This window comes from Bartonella sp. AP280QHHD, assembly GCF_042196125.1.
Lineage (GTDB): Bacteria > Pseudomonadota > Alphaproteobacteria > Rhizobiales > Rhizobiaceae > Bartonella.
This window is the reverse complement of sequence record NZ_JBHIPQ010000031.1, coordinates 152,129-175,342: the sequence shown is the minus strand read 5'-3', so window position 1 is coordinate 175,342 and position 23,214 is coordinate 152,129. Positions and strand designations below refer to the sequence as shown.

Below are 23,214 nucleotides of genomic sequence, written 5' to 3'. Positions count from 1 at the left end.
GGTTTTTTCATTTCAAACCTATTCATATTAATCAATCAAAATTACTCCCCCGCCCGTGAAAATCAGAGATAGCATGTAAATAAACACTCCTAAAGAAAGAAACATAGTCTTGTTATGACCATATCTCAGTAAACAAGTTGAGCTTATCGGTTATTTCTTTAACACATTTACAGCATCTCTCCCTCCCTCAATTCCAACTGGTTGCATGAGTATTTTTTTCGCTTCTGTTTTTGCATAAAAAGCATATTTTGTTGATTTTAATTAAAATTGATGATCTAACCTCATTAAATATCCCACTTTTCAACATAATGAGCCAAGTCATTTCATGGATTGCTCAATAAAAGGAAGTCCCTAATAGGGAGCTTCTCTCTGATCCCAAACAGACCTGTATACATAACTTTTCCCTGAAATTTAAAGGGAATAAAAATGAACCGTAAAAAACATGTATTTCTCAAAGCATATTTTTCGAATAAATTGTGGTGCTTCTTTACAAAGTCGAAAGAAAAATCATATTACAGAGAACATGACACTTCATATAGCTCTTTTCCAACCTGATATTGCTGGTAATACTGGAACGATTTTACGTCTTAGCGCTTGCTTTGGTTTACATGTGCACATTATTGAACCTGCAGGCTTTAATCTGTCGGATCGTAATCTCAAACGCGCAGGATTGGATTATCTCGAATATGCTTCCTTAGAACGACACATTGATTGGCAACATTTTATAAGCTCCATGAAACACTTTAACCGCCGCCTGTTGCTTTTAAGTACAAAAGCAAAAACATGCTATACGCAGATATGCTATCAAAGAAATGATGTTTTACTTTTTGGTCGTGAAACAGCTGGCGTTCCCGATTATGTTCATGAAGCGGCCGATTACACATTAAAAATTCCCATGCAACCACAGGCACGCTCTCTAAATCTCGCCATGAGCGTAGCCATAACAACAGGAGAAGCATTACGCCAAATTGGTTATCATGAAAGAAAATCTATAAAAACATAAATTATCACGAAAAACAATAATACAACATATAAAGAACAGTTAGAGCGTATAATGCCTATCATTTTCCAACAATTAAGTGCTGGTAAAATAAACATTTCTTAGTGCCCATCACATCCATTTCATATCACCTCATATCACCACCTATGAATGATTAAATACTCCTCATAGTAAAAATCCAGTGAACATCCCCCTCTTTATGGTCATACAAGGTGCAAACCGCTACCACTATTCTCTTTATTCGTTCTCATTTTCGAGAATCCTTATCTTTGAGATGATTCATAAGAGACATTTTTCCTCTCTGTAATCATTTTTCCTCACTTGTGACGTGTAAGGCAATAACTTTGATTGATGTAATATGAACAGGTTTGAAATAACCTTACAATATTGTGAACTCTTATTTCACATAAATAATGATTATTATAAATTAATATGTTGACTTAAAAAATATAAACAACAGTGAGTTTATAAACAGAAATATTATAAATCAATTTTTTCTAATAGTGCATGACGATCCATTAAAAATCCGCTTTCAATCCATATCATTTCTAGCTCTTTAAGCTTTTTTCCTAAAAGTACACCTTTTGTAAAACCTTTCTTTATTAAATCGTTACCATTAATAGGAAAAGTTGGAATTTGCCATTTTTGGGCAAATTGATAAAGCTTGACATAACCCTCTGCTTTTTGCAAAGCATCACTTTTTTCCAGATGATCAAGATGTGATGCAGCGACAGACAACGATAATTGATCTAAAACTGGCTGTCGTCCATGAAAATAAATCAGTTTTTGCACAAAATGATCAGAACAGTTTTGGTTTATTATTTCTAACTCTGCCCATTCTTTTAATCGCGTTGTTTCCTTAAGAGAAAAACGCAAGCGCTGTGCCATTTCATGAAGACGCATGGGATCAGGAGGAAGAAGGCTTTCTAGCCGTAACAATGGATCAACTTTCCAACCAAGATCCTGTTCTGTCTTCACCAATGCGTGAATTGCATCAATACCCCATCGTTCTGTTTCAGGAAAAATGAGTGCCAAAATTCTGCTTTGTCGCATCCATAAAAGAGCACGCGTTGGATCAAACGCCGCAAGAAGCTTTTTCATTTCTGCCCAAATACGTTCAGAAGAAAGTTTTTTTAAACCGTGTTTTAAACGAACACATGCCTTCAATCCTTGCACATCAGGTCGCCCTGCTCCATACCACGCAAAAAAGCGAAAAAACCGTAAAATACGCAAATAATCTTCGCCAATACGATCTTCTGCAACCCCAATAAAACGAACTGTTCGGCTAGCAATATCACTCAAACCTCCCACATCATCATAAAGGTTGCCAGCAGCATCACAATAAAGCGCATTTATCGTAAAATCTCGCCGTTCAGCATCTTTTTTCCAATCACGACCAAATGCCACTTTTGCATGACGACCATCTGTTTCAATATCGCAGCGAAGCGTTGTAACCTCATAAGAACATGAATGAGCAACTACTGTTATTGTACCAAAAGCAATCCCTGTAGGAATAGCTTTAAATCCTGCTTCTTCTACACGTGCAATAACCTGTTGCGGCAAACAGGTTGTTGCAATATCAATATCACTAATAGGCTGCCCTAGCAGTTGATTGCGCACTGCTCCCCCTACAATACGCGCCTCTTCCCCCTCCACAGACAAAACACGAAGAAGTGTTTGGATATCACTTTGTTGTAACCACGCAACCTGTTTGAAGTTCTGTCTTATATTCACCCTTTAACCTTTCAAAAAAGTTGTCTTCATTGCTTTAAAAAACTCTCTTCATAAAACAAATTTTTTAAGACATCCCTTATAAAGCACGTCTATTCTTCCAAAGAAACTTTTCTCTTCTATACGAATATGAAAAAAAACGGCATATGATACTTCATTTCTTCTCATTTTCTGTTACAAACAATAAGATATCCATTATCATGCAGAGAAAATTACCATTTTTGCGACAAACGCCTTAAGGAAGAAATATGAGTCAACATGATCCATCATCCAATTCTATAAAAAAGGTCAATATCAATCATGAAGCTCAAGTCATTATTGATGATATTGATACGGCACACAAAGAATTGGATATTTTACAAAAAGAAATTGACAAAGTTATTTTTGGGCAAAATCAGGTAATCGAATATGCTTTAATCGCTATTTTTGCTGGTGGTCACGCCCTTCTTGTCGGTGCTCCAGGACTTGCAAAAACACGTCTTGTTGAAACATTGGGAACAGTCTTAGGGCTTGATGAAAAACGCATCCAATTCACTCCTGACTTAATGCCATCGGATATTATTGGTTCTGAAATTATGGATTCCGATAAAGACGGTAAACGTTCTTTTCGATACATTCAAGGTCCTATTTTTACGCAACTTCTCATGGCCGATGAAATCAATCGTGCTTCCCCACGGACACAGTCAGCCCTTTTACAAGCTATGCAAGAATATCATGTTACTGTTGCAGGTAACCGTTATGATTTGCCACAACCTTTTCATGTTCTTGCAACGCAAAATCCTCTCGAACAAGAAGGGACCTATCCACTTCCTGAAGCACAACTGGATCGCTTTTTGATGCAAATCGATATTGACTATCCTGACCTCACAACAGAGCGACGGATTATTTTAGAAACAACAAAAGAAAAAAAATCAAATGCAAAACCAATTTTATCCGGCAAAAAATTGCAAAAAATTCAAAATATCGTTCGCAAAATGCCTCTTTCAGAAAGTGTGATCGAAGCTATTTTAAAAATTGTCCGCTCATCTCGCCCTCATAAAGACAATAGCCTTGCTAATACTTATGTTTCTTGGGGACCTGGTCCACGGGCATCACAAGCCCTTTCACTTTGTGTTCGCGCCCGTGCTCTTTATTATGGACGCTTAGCCCCTTCACTTGATGATGTTGAAGCATTGGCCTATCCTGTATTACAACACCGCATGGCTCTTAATTTTTCTGCCCGTGCTGAAGATATAACCGTAAAAGATATTATTAATAACCTTGTGAAAGATGCTCTTTGAATGGCTCTTGGCAAAAAAGTTTTACAAAAGCCTCCATTGTCGCTGGCAAATGAACTGCATAAGGATACTGGCAAAATGCCATATTTCCTTTTACAAGCGCGTCATATCGCTAATACATTGATAACCGGATGGCATAGACAACGTAAAAGCGGTAATGGGGAAAACTTTTGGCAATTTCGTCCCTATATGGAAGGAGAATCCATTAGCCGCATTGACTGGCGTCGCTCAGCGCGTGATGAAAATACATATCTCCGTGAACATGAATGGCAAATGACACAAACCGTTTGGCTTTGTCCTGATCAGAGCGCATCAATGCATTACTGTTCGCGCTTTTCTAAAATCTCTAAAGGTAATCATGCCATTATTCTTACCCTTACCTTGGCATCCCTTCTTGCACGCAGTGGCGAACATATTGCTATTCCTAACTTAATGTCCCCCACAATGACATCCAATGTCGTAGAACGAATAGCCTTTGCTTTAGAAAATCATTCAGATGAAAATTTATTTCCGGATTTTTCAACGATTACACGCTTTTCACATGTCATTATAATGAGTGATTTTCTCGACTATCCTGAAAAAATCATCCAACATTTAACCGTTTTAACTACAAAACAAGTGACAGCGCATTTAATTGAAATTTCTGATCCCGCAGAAGAAAGCTTTCCCTACACAGGTCACACAGAATTTTTGGATCCCGAAACGAAAGAGAAACATGTTTCCACTAAAGCAGAAGATCTTCGTAAGAGCTATTGTAAACTATATCACGCAAGGCGACAAGAATTGGTAAATTTTTGCGCACGCCAAGGATGGTCTTATCACGTTAGTACAACAGATCAACCTTTAACAGAGACCATTTTTCATCTTGCAAATACAATGAGCGACTCTCCATTGCAAAAAAGGAGGGCACTTTGAGTTTTGCTGCTCCCTTTCTGTTACTAGGGCTTTTGTTCCTACCGGTCATTTGGTGGCTGTTGCGGATAACTCCTCCATCTCCGCGTAAAGAGCTTTTTCCCCCTTTTCGCTTCTTACCCAAACCAACTCATCAACAAGAAACAGCAAAACATACACCTTGGTGGTTGCTCTTGTTGCGTTTAACCATAGCGGCACTTGTTATCATAGCTCTAGCACGCCCCACTTGGAATCAAAAACCAATAAGCTTTTCCGGATCTCAACCCCTTGCACTCATTATTGATAATGGTTGGGTTTCTGTAAAAGAATGGAAACAGCGCATCTCTATCGCTGAAATGCTCCTTGCACAGGCAGAAAAACAGCAAAAAAATATTTATCTTGTTGCAACGGCTGAAAATAATATCTCCAATATAGAGCCCCAACCAGCCAAGATTATAAAACAGCATTTAATGCATTTGCAACCGCGTCCTTGGCCTGTCAACCGTGTGCATGCCTTCAAAAAACTCAGCGAAAGAACCAAAGGAAAACCTCTTGATATTGCTTATTTAAGTGATGGATTACAAACAAATGAAGATGAGCAAGCTTTTGCTCTTCTTGAAGAATTAAAACCTAGAAACTTCTTGTGGTATTTGACTGATATTTCCGATTTAACCGGCATAACATCCATAGAAAATAATAATGGAAACATGGGCGCGCGTATTATCCGCTCAACAACACACAGTAATACTCCCGCTATACTCAGCCTTTACGATTCAAATAATCAACTTCTCGGTCAATTTACGAACAAGTTCTCTGAAGGAGAAACAACAGCACTTGTTCCTTTTAATGTACCACTTGAACTACGCAATGATATCGCTTGGATAAAAATAAACAATCAAAACCATGCTGCTGCAACCTTCTTGGTAGATAGCCATAACAGGATAAGCCGTGTTGCTCTTCTCTCACCCGATACCAATGAAATGGCACAGCCTTTACTTGCTCCATTTTATTACATTATCAAAGCCTTACAAGGTCATACACAGCTTATAACAGCCGGTGGAAGAGAACTTTCAACGGATATTGATCATTTGCTTAAACAAAATCCATCTGTTTTGATTATGGGTGACATTGTTAACATACCCCCAAAAGCAGAAAAAAAACTTTCTGATTTTGTGAATAAAGGGGGAACACTCATCCGCTTTGCAGGAGAAAAACTCAGTAGCGCAGAACATTACGATAACCTTCTTCCGATACCACTGCGCCCAGGTCAACGTTCCCTTGGAAGTATTATGTCTTGGACAAAACCACAAAAGCTTGCCCCTTTTGCAAAAAATAGCTTTTTCTTTGGTCTTCCCTTTCCAGGAGATGTTACTGTCTCGCGCCAAATCCTCGCAGAACCAACCCCAGATCTTTTTGAAAAAACGTGGCTTAGCCTTTCGGATGGAACTCCTCTTGTTACCGCAGCAAAACGTGGTAAAGGAACCCTCATTCTCATTCATGTTGCTCCTGACCCAACATGGTCTAACCTTCCTCTTTCTGGCTTTTTTGCACAAATGCTGCAAAAATTAATCACATTAGGTTCTAACGAAAACACAAACCTAACACACAGAGAAAAAAGAACAGTGATACAAAACCCTTGGCGAACTATAGCCATTGACGGACAATTACAAGTACCACCCTCTGATGTTGTTCCTTTGATCTTTGACTCTCAAAATCCACCCCATCCTTCCTACCATACTCCCCCAGGACTTTATGGTGCCAAAAACAATTTTTATGCACTCAATCTCTTAACTCATTCGTCGCACTTGATGAAACAATCATCATTGCCAACTTCTCTTAATAAAAGCCCTTTATCTTACGATACAAAAGAAAAAAATCTTATCGGTCCACTTTTAGGATTAGCCATCTTATTATTCGCCTTTGACAATTTTCTCATTTTATGGATGGGAGATATTTTTTCTTTCATGAAACGGCGTAATATGTTTCTCGTCCCCTTTATAAGTCTTATTGCCTTGTTTTCATATGATCCAACTCTTCATGCACAAACGAAAGAAAATCATCATGATAGTGTACAAGCTGCTGGCGCAACACATCTTGCCTATGTTATAACCAATAATCATGAAATTGATACAACGAGTAAAAGTGGTCTAGAAGCGTTAAGTCAATTTATCGCAGAGCGCACAATGCTTACCCTTGGCTCTGTTACAGCACTTGATCTCGATAAAGATGAACTCTCTTTTTATCCTCTTATTTACTGGCCAATTGATGTTAAGAGTCCTATACCAACCCCCAAAAGCCTTGAAAAAATAAATAACTTTATGAAACATGGGGGAACAATTTTATTTGACACGCGCGATCAGATAAAGAGCAATCTTAATCTTGAAGGAGACGCTACTCCAGAAACGCAAAGATTACGAGATATCTTAAAAAAGTTAAATATTCCATCCATTGAGCCAGCATCAACAGATCATGTTGTTGCACGTTCTTTTTATATTATGCCAGATTTTCCTGGTCTCTACCGTGGTTCACCTTTATGGGTTGAATCCTCATCAACAAACAAAAAAAATAAAAACTCTCTTGCCAACGGCGATAACGTAAGCTCCCTTCTCATCACCGCAAATAACTTTGCTGGGGCTTGGGCACTCGATGAAAAAGGGGCATGGAAATATCCCCTTGTTCCCAATGATCCAATGCAACGTCTATGGGCATTTCGTGCAGGTTTAAATATTGTCCTTTATGTGCTTACAGGAAACTATAAAGCGGATCAAGTGCATGTTCCAGCACTCTTGGAACGCTTTAAAAGAGAAAGAAGGCAATGATATCATTTTTCACTTTTCAGCCTTTTTTACCACTCTTTTGGATTCTGCTCTTAAGCGGAATATCGATTCTTTTTGTCGTTGTTGGTCTTGTTACGCTACGGCAAGGTTCTTTATTTCGTCTGATGGCATTAAGCGCCCTTATCCTTGCTTTGCTCAATCCAATGATCATAAAAGAACAGCGCGAACCACTGAAAAGCACAGTAGGCATTGTCATTGACCGCAGCAAAAGCCAATCATTTGGAACACGTACAAATGATAGTGATGAAGCGCGCAGGCAATTAGTCGAAACACTGGCGCATTATCCACAATTTGAACCACGCTTTATTGAAGCTGGGAAACTTGCTGATAATCGATATGCACCCTCAACGAATTTGTTTGAAGCTTTAACACAAGCACTATCTGATGTACCGTTCTCTCGTTATGCAGGAACCATTTTTATCACCGATGGACAAGTGCATGACATCCCTGACCTATCAGACCTTCATCATGAAGCACCTCTCAATGCCCTGATTACAGGATACTCAGATGAATTTGATCGCCAAATCAAGTTTATTTCTCCTCCACGCTTTGCCCTTGTCAACAAACCACAAACGCTCTCCATTTTGGTAGAAGATAAAGGCCCCGCCAAAAAAACAATATCAGAGAAAGCAAATATTACACTAAGCGTCAATGGACAAGACATTGGCCATTATTCTGTAACTCCTGGCGTGATTTTTCAAACTGAAATTACCCTTCCTCATGCTGAAAAAAATATTATCCAAGTTATAACTGATCCACACAAAGGTGAACTAAGCTTGGAAAACAACCGCGCCATAACAATTATTGAAGGAATCAGAGAAAATTTACGCGTTCTTCTTATTTCAGGTGCTCCTTATAATGGAGAACGGACATGGCGAGACCTTTTGAAAGGTGACTCCAATATTGATCTTGTTCACTTTACTATTTTGCGTCCCCCCACCAAAGCAGATAATACGCCCTCAAGCCAATTATCCTTAGTGGTCTTTCCCACAAGAAAACTCTTTGTTGAAGAAATTAATAACTTTGATCTCATCATCCTTGATGGCTACCAGCACTCTACTGTTCTCCCCTTAATCTATTATGATTATATCGCCCAATATGTACAAAAGGGGGGTGCATTGTTGATGGTAACAGGACCTGAATTTACCCAAAAAAACTCACTTGCGAAAACACCTTTAATAAGCATTCTACCGGCATTGCCCAATGGAACTATTATTGAAAAACCTTTTCGCCCCACATTAACCAAAGAAGGTGAGCGCCATCCTGTCACAAGGGGTCTTGCAACACTTAACCTTCCCGCTTCTCAATGGGGGCAATGGTTGCGACAAATTGCTATTCAAAACATAAATAACGGAATCGCCCTCATGAAAGGAGCGGATGAACAACCACTTTTACTTCTCTCCCATGTTGATAAAGGACGTGTGGGCATGTTGCTTTCTGATGAAAGTTGGCTTTGGGCACGAGGTTTCGAAGGCGGTGGTCCTTATGCTGCTCTTTATCGTCGTATTGCCCATTGGCTCATGAAAGAACCAGAACTTGAGGAAGAAAAATTAAGTGCGACTAGCAGCCATCATCATTTAACAATTCGCCGCCAAACTCTAAAAGACCATCCAGAACCCGCTGAAATAATCTTTCCCTCTGGAAAAAAAGAAAATATTACTCTGACCAAAGAGAAAGAAGGCCTTTTTACTGCAACTGTGACCACTGATGAGACAGGAATTTTTAACATTAAAAATGGCGGTTTAACAATACTTTCTTCTGTAGGGATGCTCGATAATCTTGAGTTGTTTGACTTGATTTCAACACAAGAAAAACTAGCCCCCATTATTAAGCACACTGGTGGCTACATCGGACGTTTACACCCTGAAGGAAAAGAAAACATTCATCTTCCTCCATTTAAGCTGATTCAATCAAAAACAAGTCCGTCCTCTTCCCCAGCACATTCAATTGTTCTGAAAGAAGCAACAGAAACCCGTTTAATCAATACCTTTTATTTTTCGATATTTTCTGGTTTTTTTGCACTGCTTGCTTGCCTTTTACTGTTGAGCAGCATGTGGTATTATGAAGGCCGTTAAAAAGTCTGAGATTTCGTATAATAGTTTTAAAATTCAGCTTATCTTTTTACGTATTTACTTGTCTTTTGTAATTAGATAACGTATTGATTTATAACTCAAAATACAGTGGAATTCTCCTTATTTCCAATATCCTCATATTAAAACAATAAAAAACATTCTCTTGCGTATTATTAGAAGGGATGCTGTATGGATAGAAACCATTGAAGAAAAGAGTGAAATACCTCTTATGAATCCTATTAAAGCAAAGCAAGGATTTTCATAAAATTGGGGGAAAATAGTATGATGTTTTTTATTTGCACCTTGTATAAGTGTAGAGATGGTAGTGTACAGTAAGCCCTATATAGTTCACAGAAGCTTTCCATTATAATATCGAGTACCATCGTGAAATTAGCTCAAACGCATTGAGAAATGTTTTTTTTACAAATATGTGAATCTACAACACAATGATATTTTATTAGGGATATTCTATTTGGAACATTCCGCTTGAGACATTCTTTTTTGCAAGCTAATTTTCATTTTACAATCTTTCTTGCCTTTAAGCACTAACTTATCTTATGTTTATTCTTTAAATCGTTTTTAATACTTTACGAGCTTTTATGTTTTATCTTGCCCATATATCGGATGTACATCTTTCCCCTCTCCCGCAACCTTCCCTTTTTGAACTTTCTGGGAAACGTCTTACCGGTTATCTGAACTGGCAAAAAAAACGTAAGAGTCAGATGGCAACAGATGTCCTAGAAACTTTAATAGATGCCTTGAACAAAACAAAACCTGATCACCTTGTGATCTCTGGTGATCTTGTAAATCTTGCTCTCGATAAAGAATTTGTACAAGCTCATCGTTGGCTACTTAACCTAGGAAAACCTCAAGATATTTCTTTGACATTTGGAAATCACGATGCCTATGTCCGCGGCGCTTTACAAAAAGCATGCACTCTCTTTAAACCTTGGATTACAGGTGACATCCCTCAAAAAAGTGCCTTTCCTTATATGCGCATTCGCAAAGATGTTGCCATCATAGCAGCTTCTTCAGCCATTGCGACATTGCCTTTTCAAGCTTCTGGCTATTTTGGTAAAATGCAAGCGCAAACTTTACCGCTCTTTTTAAAGGAAGCAGCACAGCGCAACCTTTTTCGTGTCGTCATGATTCACCACCCCCCCTTTCCAAAGGCAACGTCTTGGCATAAAAAACTACGGGATATAAAACGTTTTCTAGACATTATCAAATACCACGGTTGTGAGCTTATTCTTCACGGACATACTCATTTACCCACATTGAATTACATTGAAGGACCAATTAAAAAAATTCCTATTGTTGGTGTTCCTTCCGCATCACAAGCTTTTGGTGATAAAAAACCGCCCGCAGGCTTTAATTTATTTTCCATTGAACGCTTACAAAATCAATGGCATTGCCAATTACAACGTTATAGCATTATCAACCCCAAAAACGAGATTGCATGTACTGAAAAAATTAATCTTTAAACACCTTCATAGTTGCCCAAACAACCAAAAATAAAAACATTTTTATTTCACATCCCTTTGGAAATCATAATTCTTATTTCCCTTTTTCTCCTTAAAAGATAAAGTTTCACCTTCTCTGTCAATAGATCAATTTTTCTCAGACAGTTCCATCTGCTGCCCCACTTATGTGACTAGCTTTTTACAAACTTATCGGTTTTCTTCCTTCCCGCTCTAAAGGACGAAAATTCTACCACATCTGATTTATAAATAATTCGGATTCTTGTCTCACGGGTTCCAGCTGCTAATTGCGCATGTGATTTACTTCACAAAGCTCTACACATAAACCCTGCTTTGAATTTCATCATCCACTCCTCCAAAAGCATCTAATGCCTAAAATCCTTATATTATTACAATGATGATATTTTATAGAATAATAGAGAAGCTCATTCAGCTTCTATACCTGAAAATCAATGGCTAAAAAAGCCAAATAATAACTAAAGTATATAATTTAAATAACCCAACCTACTTGTGATTCATAAACAAATGATGTTGATTGATTTATCGTAAATAGATTTGAAATGATCCATTACTATTTCACTCGAAATTTATTATCGTACATTAAAAAATTAGGAAAATAATAGATTATATTTCGATAACAGACATAGGTAATAATGTTTTTTATGTCTCAATAAATTCCTAATTTTCTCTCTATTTTTTCCTATAAATCACTTTATAATACTCTTTATAATTATTTTATTATTGAATTATATTGCGGATGTAATTTTACGTTCTTTAGAGTTTTTTTGCGAGCTTTTTGTTATTAAATAAAATATTTTACGATACCGCAAAACAGAAAAGTTGATTGTATGAAAAATCTTTCAAATAAAATAAAATGCCATTAGCTTGCCAATTCACATGTTGGTTTAAAAAAGCATCTTTTAAAGCACCCAAACCCATTTCCCGACGGTACCTATGAATGATGTAATGTTAAGTCCATTTAGCAACACCATCTTCACGTTTATGGAAAAGCAAGCTAGTATCAAAATCTCACACTTTGCCACCCCCTAATGTAGCGACAGCCTTTAGCACTTAAAATGGTTCATAAGAAGCATTTTTATTCTTTCTTTAATGTTTTTATCTCACGACGCCCCCTCTTTTTGACGTGCAAAAGACATGGTTTTGATCGGTTCAATTAAAATGAGAAAATCTTATGACACTTGGGTCTCTCACTCAACATGACAAAAAGTAATTTATGTTTACAAATCAAAGTATTGTTCGAATAAAATAGTAGCTCTTTTGAGTAAAGGATATTTACTAGAACATATCTGAAAAATAAAAGCCTCATTCGAAAATGAGACTTTTGAAGTGTTTAATTCTGCAAAAAATTAAAATTTATAAGCTACACCCACACGAAAATCATTTGTCTTGTAGCCCATTTCAAATTTATCCTGTATGAACTTCTTTTTGCCAAAATCTGAATAACGATATTCTGCACGTACAATAATATTATCAGTCATTGCAAAATCAATACCACCTCCAAGGGTATAACCAATCATGGTCTTTTTTTCATCATGCAACCAATCAGAAAAATCAACTTCTCCATTTTTGCTATCAGCTACTGCCGCAAAAATATTCTGAAGCTGCGTATAAGCAATCCCTCCAGAAATATAAGGCATCATACGCTCAATCGCAAAACCAACTCTCACCCGTGTAGCACCAGCCCATTTTTGTTTTAAAGTATGACGTACAGCTTTAATAGGTGTTGTCGAATCCTCCTCATGCAAATCTCTTGTTAGACTTGTTTTTTCTACAAGTTTTGGTGTTTCTTCAGTTGGACTTTTTTTCGGTAGATTGACATCTTTAGAATCCTTTTTACCAAACCACATAATATCTGTATCAATACCTATAATAAAACTATTATCGATATCAATATTGGAACCTGCATAAACTCCCCCGATAAAACCAGAAAGTTTAGGTAAATTCTCCTTTCCAATTGGATTCCATATCCCTGTCTCATGTTTTAAATAACTTGCAGTTGTTTTACCTGAAAAGTTACCAATCTGTCCTCCAAGATAAAATCCTGTCCAAGACAAAGCAGGTGCTGGAATAACAGGAACAGGTTGTTCAGGAATAACGATATCCGACGCCTGTACTACAGAAATTGAAATTAAAGAAAATATAGATGTCGAGGCTAAATACTTTGTAATCATAATTGCTCCCCTAAAAGCTAATGTGATACATAAATAATGGTAAATCGTTTCACAATTTTTTGAAAAAATCTATAGCAAAAATGACACAGTTAAAAAATTAAAATTAGTTTTAAATAAAGCTTAAATATTATTTATAATTTCCAGAAGCTATTAATCTATAGTAGCTTTTATAGCTTCATATTGATCATTATTACTTGGAATTATATAAATAATTATAATGTCAATTTTTTGAAAAAATGAGATAACGCTCATAAAAAATATGATTCACTAAATTAATCACTCACCGCTTTTTGTATAAAGAATGATACCTAGAATGGAGAATTTTTTCATCACACTTGAAAAAACAGTAGAGAACTTCACTCTAACCCTCTCAAGCGTCTATGAAATGAAAGACAAAAATTAATATATAAAAATGGAATTAATAATTTTTATTTATTCTTATAGAATTATTTTAATATTTCATGATTTTTGTAAAAACTGAACAGACCAATTGCCCAGTTTCTGCAATTAATTTTTCAACACGAAGCAAATCAGGTTCCCCAACACTATTCAACAAAAGGTCACTTAATCCAGGTGGCATGTCATTGGGATCAAGAGAATCATTTAAGCAAAGCCGTATAATTTGACTCAAATTTGTATAAAGACGATAGGCATAATGTAAATCAGCAATACATGACTGATTAAGAAAACTGTTTGGTAAGTGATCTAAAATATCCGCTGTCGTCGCTCCAATTTGAAACTCAATGACATGCGTAATAAGAGAAAATTGAGCAATAAACTCCAAATCCATAATGCCACCAGACATCGTTTTTAAATCCCATTGATTTTTTGGCGGCTTTTCTTTTGCAATCAAGGCACGCATTTCACATACTTCTTTTGCAACTTCCTTCTTATCACGAGAAATAGCAATAATTGCACACACTTCATTTTCTAGCTTTTGTAAAAAATCAGGGTCTCCTGCAATGCCTCGAGCCCTTGTTAAAGCAAGATATTCCCATATCCATGCTTCTTGGCGATAATACTTTTTAAAAAATGGAAAAGAAACAGCAATAGGTCCTTTATTGCCTAATGGCCGTAACCTTAAATCAACGACATAAAGAATACCTTGGCTTGTAAGAGTGGATAAAGCAGAAACGAGGCGCTGTGCTAAACGCGTATAATATTGAGAGATATAAAGAGGCTTTTCTCCATCAGATATTTCTGCATCATCATCGTGTTCATAAAGCAAAACGAGGTCAACATCGGAATCTGCTGTTAATTCGCGACTTCCAAGCTTCCCCATACCCAATATGCCAACACGCCCTCCTTTAATACGACCATGAAGACGAGAAAATTCCTCTTGAACGGTAGCAAATGTTTTTGTAATCATAAGATCAGCAAGCGCAGTAAAAGCAAAACCCGCTCTTTCTCCTGTAATTGTACCGTTTAAAATTCGAATACCAATCAAAAAACGTTGTTCATCTGCAAAAATCCTTAAATGATCAAGAATTTCCTCATAAGAAAGAACATTTTCAAGAAAATATTCAAGCCGTTTTTCTAAGTACGTTTTGGTCGGTAATTCTGAAAGAATATTCGGATCTAACATTCCATCAAAAACATGGGACCTGCGTGCAATAATTTCTGCAAGACGTGGAGCAGCCCCCATAATAAGGACAAGCATATCCAAAAGAGAAGGATTAGACTGCAAAAGACTAAAAAGCTGAATTCCTGAAGGTAAGCCCTGTAAAAAACCATCAAAACGTAACATCGCCTCATCAGCTCGTTTTGTCCCACCAAAAGCTTTCAAAAGAGCTGGTGTTAATTCCGTTAATCTCTCGCGTGCTTCGGCTGATTGCGTTGCTTTATAACGACCAAAATGGAGCGTGCGCATAATACGACAAATATCACTTGCTCTTTCGAAGCCTAAACGGCTTAACGTTATTAATGTCTCCGGATCATCTTCTTCACCGGTAAAAACTAAATTACCAATTTCTAAACCAAGTTCTTGCTCATTCTCAAACAGTGCAGCATAATGTTTTTCAACAATCTGAAGTGTTTTTAATAAATCACGGATAAAACTGCTCCTGTCTTGATAACCCATTAAATAGGCAACACTCGTGAATTGAGCAGTATCATTTGGAAGAAGATGTGTTTGTTCATCGAAAAGCATTTGAATACGATGTTCCACATTTCGAAGAAAAGCATAACTTTTTATAAGGCTATTTCTCGTTTTCTCACTGATCCAACCAAGCGTGTGAAGTTCTGCTAACATTGCAACTGTCTGACGTCCACGTAATTGAGGAAAACGTCCACCAGCAATGAGCTGCTGTGTCTGAACAAAAAACTCAATCTCACGAATACCACCACGACCTAACTTTATATTATGCCCATAAGCTGCAATTTGACCGTAATTTTTATGCGCATGAATTTGACGTTTGATCGAATGAATATCAGCAATAGCAGCATAATCTAAATATTTCCGCCACACATAGGGAAAAAGCTCTTTGAGAAAGTTAAAACCTGCCCTCTTATCACCAGCAACTGGACGTGCTTTAATCATGGCTGCTCGTTCCCAATTTTGCCCACGCCCTTCGTAATAACGCAATGCAGTCCTTACTGGTAAGGCCAAAGGGGTTGAACCTGGATCTGGACGAAGACGAAAATCAAGACGAAAAACATATCCTTCCGCAGTGCGTTCTTGAATGATACGGATTAATCGGCGTACCATTTTAGAAAATACGTCAACACTTTCAGAAAGATTACCAATATGAGGTGATGTTTCATCAATGAAAACAATAAGATCAATATCAGAAGAATAATTAAGTTCCCCTGCTCCTAACTTTCCCATCCCTAAAATAATTAAACCACAGTCTTTTTCTGGATTCTCACGGCTTAATAAATTGATCTTACCATGATCATGCGCTTCTCTTAATAGAAAACGTAGTGCTACACTTAATGCTGCTTCGCCCAAACGTGTCAACCAAGCACATGAAACTTCGTAAGTAAAAACACCACCCAAATCAGCTAAAGCAATAAGAACATGCGCTTCTCGTTTTTTGCGCCTTAAAGCAGCCATCAATGAAGTTTCATTTATAGCTTCATCTTTATCAATAGCTGTAATATCATCTATAATTTCGCTCAGCCTTGTTTCTATATCAACATTTAATAAAGCACTAAGATATGATGGGTTGGCAATTAAAACCTCACGCAAAAAAGGAGATAAGGTCATAACCGAACTGATAAAATCAATCTGCGTTCCACTCTCTGAAATGATGGAAACAAGCGATTCTAAACCTTCTTTCCTTGCTTGTTCTTCCATGTCTTTTAACCATTGGGAACCACTTTTATCGAGAGGACATAAAGGGAGAAGCTGTGTTTTTAAAAAAGCTTGTTTCATCTCTGCTCCCTTGAAAAGCATTTTGCTTTCCTTTCTATTGCTTTATACTTTTAAAATAGTTGTTACGTATGAAAGTGAAGAAAAATATCTTTAAGGAAATAACAAAACAGCCCTAAGCCCTGGATTTGCATTTTCAAGTAACAATTCACCCCCGTGAAGCTTCATAACCGCTTTTGCTATACTTAAACCAATCCCAAACCCAGGTTGTGTGCGGCTTTCTTCAAGACGAACAAATCGTTCTGTCACTTTTTCACGTTTATCCTCTGCTATTCCTGGTCCATTATCGCTCACAACAACTAATAAATGTTCATCACGATATTCCATTGATAAGCAAACCTTCGCTTGCCTTCCACCTTTAGGCGCATATTTAATTGCATTATCTATAAGATTAAAAATTGATTGTGCAACAAGCTCACGATTCAATTTTAGCTCTTTATCAAATATATCTCCCAACTGAAGTAAAACACCTGACTCTTCAGCAAAAGGTTCGTAAAGCTCAACAGCATCCTCAATAATCAGTTTCATATTCATCATTTCAAGATGTTCAATTGCACTGCTGGCCTCAATACGTGAAATCATTAAAATCGCATTGAACGTACAAATAAGTTGATCTGATTCTGCAATAACCCTATCAAGGACCTGACGATATTCAAGCTTTGTCTTATTTCCTGAAAGCGCTTCTTCAGCGCGATTTCTAAGACGCGTTAACGGCGTTTTCAGATCATGAGCAATATTATCTGATACTTGACGTAAACCAATATTTAACTCTTCAATGCGGTCTAACATAACATTAAGATTGGTTGACAATCGATCAAACTCATCCCCTACTCCAGAAACAGGTAAACGCCCACTGAAATCACCATCCATCAAGCGCTGTGATGCAGCCGTTACATGATCAATCCTTTGTAAAGCTCTCCTGCCAACAAAAAACCATATGAGTAAAGCGCCTCCAACCATTGCAGCAAGTGCAATGATCACAGCTTTGCGAATAACAACAGCAAAACGTTCTGGCTCATCCAAATCACGTCCTATAAGAATCTTCATAGCATTAGGTAAATCAACAATAACCGCCAAAGCGCGATGTTCACTTGTTTTGCCATGTTCTCCAAAACGGGAATACAAAAAAGAGGTAGAAATAAAACCACTCTGATTCAAAAGACCTAATTCAATACGTGCTACATTTCCTGCTAAAATACGCCCCATAGAATCTGTAACAAGATAAAGAAATGCTCCTGGTTGTCTTGAACGATAATCAATAGTGCGCATTAATAAGGATAATCCCCCATAATTATAAGCATTTTCAATATACTTTAATTCTTCATGTAAAGCCTGTTCAGTTTGCTCTGTTAACAATGAAGCAGAAAATGCCGTCATATAAATAGAAAGTCCTGTTGCCACCAATCCAAACAATAAAATGTAAAGTGCTGAAAGCCTTAGCGCCGTCGTGCGCATTATATTAATCAAACGATTCATGCTTTGTTATCTGGTACTTTCAGCATATATCCAGCTCCACGCACTGTATGGAGAAGGGGAACATCAAAATCTTTTTCAATTTTGGCTCTCAAACGAGAGATATGGACATCAATGACATTCGTTTGTGGATCAAAATGGTAATTCCAAACGTTTTCCAAAAGCATAGTGCGTGTAACAACCTGCCCCGCATAACGCATCAAATATTCAAGTAAACGAAACTCTCGTGGTTGCAATAGAATGTTTCTATCACCTCGTTTTACCGTATGTGCTAACCGATCAAGCTCAAGATTACCTACACAGTAAACAGTTTCTGCTTCTTTAGGATTTTTCCGCCGTTGTAAAACTTCAACACGCGCAAGAAGTTCAGAAAAAGCATAAGGCTTTGTCAAATAATCATCTCCCCCTGCACGCAGCCCCGTTACACGATCATTAACTTGCCCTAAAGCAGACAGAATAAGAACCGGTGTTTCATTGCCTTTAGCGCGCAATTCAGCAATAATAGAAAGACCATCACGATGCAAAAGCATTCGGTCAACAACCATAACGTCATAATTTTCCGTGGTTGCTAAAGCGTATCCCGTATCTCCATCATAAGCAACATCAACAGAATGCCCTACTTCCAAAAATGCTTTTTCGAGATAATGCCCCGTCTCATGATCATCTTCAATAACGAGTATCTTCATAAAACGTATCTCCATTATTTTATTATGTTGTAGGACAAATGTTTAATAAATATTTGTCCTACAACTAAAGCTTTATTTTTTGAAAATTGGAAGAGCAACAAAACGATTTTGATCATTTGTTCGCACTTGTAAGAGTATAGCCTTTCGTCCTAACTGCTGAGCATTTTTGATTGTGTTAATAATATCAGAGACTCGTTTAACTGGTTTATTATTTACTGTCACAATGATATCACCAGGGCGTATCCCTTTATCTGCAGCATCTGAATCGGTATCGACATCCGTTACGACAACCCCTACACCATCATCAGAAGGCATAACAATCAAACCATAATCTTCCAATGTTTCATCTAAATCACTCTGTCCATTTGAATATTTTGAAGTCTCTTTCTTACTTTCATCTTCAGACATTGAAGCGAGTTTAACCTTTATACTCTCCTCCTTACCTGATCTCCAAATCCCTATGGTTACCATTTCTCCTGGTTTAATATTTGCAATACGTTTCGCCAGCTCACGCGCATCAGCAACTTTTTCATTATTCACTGAAATAATTACATCACCCGCTTTAATACCAGCCTTTTCTGCCGGTCCTTTTAACGGATCAGTAACCAAAGCACCTTTGGCTTCTTTCAATCCTATTGAATCGGAAATCTCCTTTGTTACCGGCTGAATCTGAACACCTAACCAACCACGTTGAACTGAACCTTTTTCAATAAGTTGTTGTACAACCTGTTTTACAGTCGCTGCTGGAATAGCAAAAGCAATCCCAACATTTCCTCCAGAAGGAGAAAAAATTGCTGTATTAACCCCAACAACCTTTCCATTAAGATCAAACGTTGGACCACCAGAGTTTCCTCTATTAACAGCAGCATCAATCTGAATAAAATCATCGTACACACCAGTGCCAATATCACGTCCACGTGCAGAAACAATACCTGCTGTCACAGTTCCACCAAGACCAAATGGATTCCCAATGGCAACAACCCAATCCCCAACACGAAGCTTTGAATCATCACCAAAATCAACATAAGAAAATTTTCTTTTATCATTCACTTTTAATACGGCAAGGTCGGTTTTGGGGTCTTTCCCAATGAGCTTTGCGTTCAATTCTGTACCATCATCAAGAACAACAGTATAACTTGTTCCGTCAGAAATCACATGATCATTGGTCACAATGTAACCATCAGACGAAATAAAAAAACCCGATCCAAAAGCAACAGGACGGAGTCTCTGCGATTGGTGCGGAAATTTATTTTTAGGTTTATCAAAATCATAAAACTCTTTAAAAAATCTTTTTAAAGGATGCTGATCTGGTAATTGATCAAGTCCTGGACCACTAAAAAAGTTGCTAAAGAACCTATCTTCTTTCTTTTTATTGCTCTTTACTTGTACTGCTACAACGGCTGGTTTCACTTGAGCAACAATATCGGCAAATCCCTGTTGTTGCATTAACGAAGTAAATACAGAACTTGCATGAGCCTTTGTCATCCACAAGCTTGATGTACATCCACTAAAAAACAGTGCACTTTCCAATATCGCAGAAAAACTCACTGCGACAAATGTTTTAAAGAAAGCCTTTTTAACCATTTATTCTATGCTCCTATTCAATCATACCTTTATTTCAATTCCGATCACTTATAAAATACCAGACCTTACCGTTTTCTGTCTAAATTATTAAAGTTTTGTAAGGTTTCAGTATTCCCTAATATAATTACAATAAGATTGTCTGCTCATTGCAGATGATCTGATTTTTTTCTTTTATGTAACATTTTTTTTAATGCAATGACATTTTTGACTGTTCTTTTTCATTCACATAACTCATGATTATTTCGTTTGAAGTGGAAAAATATGATACTTACGCCAATGATAATAATGATCAAAGGCGAGAACCATAAAAACCAAGTTATCTTATTCAATGGTGGTTTCAAGAGAATAAATTCACCATATCGCTCAACAAGAAAGTCAGTGACTTGCTGATTACTATAGCCCATTTTTAGCCTTTCCCGAATTAAAAGCCGTAAATCACGTGCTAAAGCAGAATCTGAATCATCAATTGATTGATTTTGACAAACAGGACAACGTAAATGCGATGAAATATGGCGTGCTCGCGCTTCAAGAATCTTATTCTTTAAAATCTCATCCGGCTCTACTGCTATTGCTAATCGAAAAGGAAACGTTGCAATTAAAAAAAATACAATCCAAAGAATTTTTTTCATCTCAATGTCTTTTCCAAAAATTTAAAGCAAGCACTACCCTATTGTACATGCCAATGCGAAACCAATACCCCAAAAGAGAAAGACATCCCCCCATAGCCATCATGAATGCCCCTAACCAAATACATATTACATAAGGCTTCCACCATACGTGCACAACGAGACCCCGATTATCAATATGTCCCGGTACAATATATAGCTGTGATAAGCCATGATTTTTAAGACCAACTTCTGTTATTGATGTATTTTGGCTTGAATAAAATCGCTTTGAGGCTGTTACATGACCTACAATGTTTTTATTTTCATATATTTTAAAATAAAACTCCATTGTCGAATAATTCGAACCAACACCATCATACACTGCATCAAAATGAAGCGTTTTATCCGCTATCGTCACCCTATCCCCTTCGTTCATGATTAAAATACGTTCTTGCCCAAAACTTGCTACGCAAACAATACCAAATAATGTAACGCCTAATCCCATATGTGCTATTGCTGCACCAAAAGTAGACCATGGCAATCCAAGAAATCTCTTAACGCGTACTGAAAAAGCTCTCTTGCCATATCCACTCTTTCCCCATAGATCCGCTAAACTGCCTAAAAAAACAAACGCTGAAAGCCCAATCCCTAAAACTGCAAAAATATCACGCACAGATGTCGCATAGAATATTATAAAACAGACGATACCAACCAATACAAAAACAAACCACAAGCGTTCAAAAACTGCAAGAAAATCACCGCGTTTCCATGCCATCATTGTCCCAAATGGAACAAACAACAACAGCAAAACCATTAGCGGTCCACAGGTAAGATTAAAAAAAGCAGCCCCTACAGAAATTTTTTGCCCTGTTAATATCTCAATAAAATAAGGATAAAGCGTACCAATCAATACTGTTGCTGTTATTGTTGTCAGTAACAAGTTATTTAAAACAATAAACCCTTCACGTGAAATTGGTTGAAAAAATCTTTCTGTTTTTAAAATAGGGGTACGCAAAGCAAAAAGAAGAAAAGCAGCTCCCGTAAAAAAAAATAAAAGAGCAAGAATTGCTTGCCCGCGTGCTGGATCAACAGCAAAACTATGAACAGAAACTAAAAGCCCAGAACGCACAAGAAAAGTTCCCATCAGAGAAAGGGAAAAAGTAAGCAGCGCTAAAAACAGAGTCCAACTTTTCAATATTTCTCGTTTTTCGAGAACAAGAGCAGAATGTAAAAGAGCCGTTCCTGAAAGCCACGGCATAAACGAAACATTTTCAACAGGATCCCAAAACCAATACCCCCCCCATCCTAGCTCATAATAAGCCCAATAAGAGCCAACCATAATACCCAATGTCAAAAAACACCAAGCAAGTAAAAGCCACGGACGAATCCCACGCGCCCAAATTCTATCAACCTGTCCCATAATCAATGCCGCAACGGCAAAAGAAAAACAAAGTGAAAAACCGACATAACCTAAATAAAGTAGCGGTGGATGAATTGCTAATGCGATATCTTGTAAAAGAGGATTGAGACCATTTCCCTGCAATGCTGGTGGATTTACGCGTAAAAATGGATTGGATACAAAAAGAATAAATAAAAGAAAAGCAGTTGTAATCCAACTTTGGCAAATTAAAACAAGCGTCTTAAAATCTTCTGGCAAATGTTGGCTAAAAAAAGCCATCAATGCGCTAAAAAAAGCAAGACTTAAAACCCATAACAACATAGAGCCTTCGTGGTTGCCCCAAACACCTGTAATTTTATAGAGCATCGGTTTTTCTGAATGAGAATTCTCAACAACGTTCAAAACAGAAAAATCAGATACGACATAAGCATAAATTATCACTAAAAAAGATAAAAGCAGTAATGTAAAAGTGATATATGTTAGAGGAACAACTGTTTGCATTAACAAACGCTCTCTCCACCAAAAACCTAAAGCAGGTAAAAATGCCCCTAATAAGCTTACTGAAAATGCTGCAGCTAAAAAAATATGACCCAGTTCGACAAGCACAATCGAA

14 protein-coding genes are annotated in these 23,214 nt (G+C 37.2%); 6 read left to right on the top strand and 8 right to left on the bottom strand.

The genetic code is table 11. The features are described from left to right. Positions 1-523 precede the first annotated feature (523 nt). On the top strand, positions 524-1,003 hold the full coding sequence (locus tag ACFIMK_RS04225; RefSeq protein ID WP_375682987.1) for a tRNA (cytidine(34)-2'-O)-methyltransferase: 480 nt from the start codon (positions 524-526) through the stop codon (positions 1,001-1,003). 477 nt (positions 1,004-1,480) lie between these two features. Here ACFIMK_RS04225 and ACFIMK_RS04220 read toward each other — a convergent pair whose 3' ends face one another. Continuing rightward, positions 1,481-2,734, bottom strand: a complete 1,254-nt coding sequence (locus tag ACFIMK_RS04220) for a CCA tRNA nucleotidyltransferase (protein WP_375612987.1) — start codon at positions 2,732-2,734, stop codon at positions 1,481-1,483. A 245-nt stretch (positions 2,735-2,979) separates the two neighbouring features. On the opposite strand from ACFIMK_RS04220, the gene ACFIMK_RS04215 reads away from it, so the two are divergent. From ACFIMK_RS04215 to ACFIMK_RS04195, 5 genes are all read left to right on the top strand, one after another. Further along, a complete protein-coding gene (locus tag ACFIMK_RS04215; protein WP_375612988.1) occupies positions 2,980-4,011 on the top strand; it encodes an AAA family ATPase in 1,032 nt (343 codons plus the stop codon). After that, positions 4,012-4,923 carry a DUF58 domain-containing protein gene (locus ACFIMK_RS04210; protein ID WP_375638069.1) on the top strand — a complete coding sequence of 304 codons (912 nt, stop codon included), beginning with the start codon at positions 4,012-4,014 and terminating at the stop codon, positions 4,921-4,923. Further along, on the top strand, positions 4,920-7,718 hold the full coding sequence (locus tag ACFIMK_RS04205) for a DUF4159 domain-containing protein (RefSeq protein WP_375638068.1): 2,799 nt from the start codon (positions 4,920-4,922) through the stop codon (positions 7,716-7,718). The genes ACFIMK_RS04210 and ACFIMK_RS04205 overlap by 4 nt, the downstream gene beginning before the upstream one ends. Beyond that, positions 7,715-9,811 (top strand): glutamine amidotransferase, encoded by a 2,097-nt coding sequence (locus ACFIMK_RS04200; RefSeq protein WP_375675053.1) that lies wholly within the window; start codon positions 7,715-7,717, stop codon positions 9,809-9,811. Before ACFIMK_RS04205 ends, ACFIMK_RS04200 begins: the two co-directional genes overlap by 4 nt. A 596-nt stretch (positions 9,812-10,407) precedes the next feature. Next, the gene (locus ACFIMK_RS04195) at positions 10,408-11,292 is read left to right on the top strand and encodes a metallophosphoesterase family protein (RefSeq protein ID WP_375612992.1); all 885 of its coding nucleotides are present in this window, start codon (positions 10,408-10,410) and stop codon (positions 11,290-11,292) included. Between the two features lie 1,364 nt (positions 11,293-12,656). Here the strand turns inward: ACFIMK_RS04195 and ACFIMK_RS04190 are convergent. From ACFIMK_RS04190 to ACFIMK_RS04160, 7 genes are all read right to left on the bottom strand, one after another. Further along, the gene (locus tag ACFIMK_RS04190; RefSeq protein WP_375612993.1) at positions 12,657-13,481 is read right to left on the bottom strand and encodes an outer membrane protein; all 825 of its coding nucleotides are present in this window, start codon (positions 13,479-13,481) and stop codon (positions 12,657-12,659) included. Positions 13,482-13,932: 451 nt separating this feature from the next. Continuing rightward, positions 13,933-16,857: a bifunctional [glutamine synthetase] adenylyltransferase/[glutamine synthetase]-adenylyl-L-tyrosine phosphorylase gene (locus ACFIMK_RS04185; RefSeq protein WP_375649373.1), complete on the bottom strand. Its 2,925-nt coding sequence runs from the start codon at positions 16,855-16,857 to the stop codon at positions 13,933-13,935. 90 nt (positions 16,858-16,947) lie between these two features. Continuing rightward, a complete protein-coding gene (locus tag ACFIMK_RS04180) occupies positions 16,948-18,330 on the bottom strand; it encodes an ATP-binding protein (RefSeq protein WP_375610111.1) in 1,383 nt (460 codons plus the stop codon). After that, positions 18,327-19,013, bottom strand: coding sequence for a response regulator transcription factor (locus ACFIMK_RS04175; protein ID WP_273791552.1), 687 nt, complete (start codon positions 19,011-19,013; stop codon positions 18,327-18,329). The genes ACFIMK_RS04180 and ACFIMK_RS04175 overlap by 4 nt, the downstream gene beginning before the upstream one ends. A gap of 72 nt (positions 19,014-19,085) precedes the next feature. Further along, entirely contained in the window at positions 19,086-20,597 is a 1,512-nt protein-coding gene (locus tag ACFIMK_RS04170) for a Do family serine endopeptidase (protein ID WP_375611163.1), read from the bottom strand. A 218-nt stretch (positions 20,598-20,815) separates the two neighbouring features. Continuing rightward, on the bottom strand, positions 20,816-21,226 hold the full coding sequence (locus tag ACFIMK_RS04165) for a cytochrome c-type biogenesis protein CcmH (RefSeq protein ID WP_375628209.1): 411 nt from the start codon (positions 21,224-21,226) through the stop codon (positions 20,816-20,818). A 1-nt stretch (position 21,227) separates the two neighbouring features. Continuing rightward, a complete protein-coding gene (locus ACFIMK_RS04160) occupies positions 21,228-23,207 on the bottom strand; it encodes a heme lyase CcmF/NrfE family subunit (RefSeq protein WP_375638065.1) in 1,980 nt (659 codons plus the stop codon). Positions 23,208-23,214: the final 7 nt, after the last annotated feature.

What these genes read in the sequence shown, in the direction of transcription:
- ACFIMK_RS04180 (WP_375610111.1), bottom strand. Translation starts at nt 18,330, where the DNA reads ATGAATCGTTTGATTAATATAATGCGCACGACGGCGCTAAGGCTTTCA.
- ACFIMK_RS04200 (WP_375675053.1), top strand. Translation starts at nt 7,715, where the DNA reads ATGATATCATTTTTCACTTTTCAGCCTTTTTTACCACTCTTTTGGATT.
- ACFIMK_RS04195 (WP_375612992.1), top strand. Translation starts at nt 10,408, where the DNA reads ATGTTTTATCTTGCCCATATATCGGATGTACATCTTTCCCCTCTCCCG.
- ACFIMK_RS04185 (WP_375649373.1), bottom strand. Translation starts at nt 16,857, where the DNA reads ATGAAACAAGCTTTTTTAAAAACACAGCTTCTCCCTTTATGTCCTCTC.
- ACFIMK_RS04190 (WP_375612993.1), bottom strand. Translation starts at nt 13,481, where the DNA reads ATGATTACAAAGTATTTAGCCTCGACATCTATATTTTCTTTAATTTCA.
- ACFIMK_RS04170 (WP_375611163.1), bottom strand. Translation starts at nt 20,597, where the DNA reads ATGGTTAAAAAGGCTTTCTTTAAAACATTTGTCGCAGTGAGTTTTTCT.
- ACFIMK_RS04225 (WP_375682987.1), top strand. Translation starts at nt 524, where the DNA reads ATGACACTTCATATAGCTCTTTTCCAACCTGATATTGCTGGTAATACT.
- ACFIMK_RS04215 (WP_375612988.1), top strand. Translation starts at nt 2,980, where the DNA reads ATGAGTCAACATGATCCATCATCCAATTCTATAAAAAAGGTCAATATC.
- ACFIMK_RS04175 (WP_273791552.1), bottom strand. Translation starts at nt 19,013, where the DNA reads ATGAAGATACTCGTTATTGAAGATGATCATGAGACGGGGCATTATCTC.
- ACFIMK_RS04165 (WP_375628209.1), bottom strand. Translation starts at nt 21,226, where the DNA reads ATGAAAAAAATTCTTTGGATTGTATTTTTTTTAATTGCAACGTTTCCT.
- ACFIMK_RS04210 (WP_375638069.1), top strand. Translation starts at nt 4,012, where the DNA reads ATGGCTCTTGGCAAAAAAGTTTTACAAAAGCCTCCATTGTCGCTGGCA.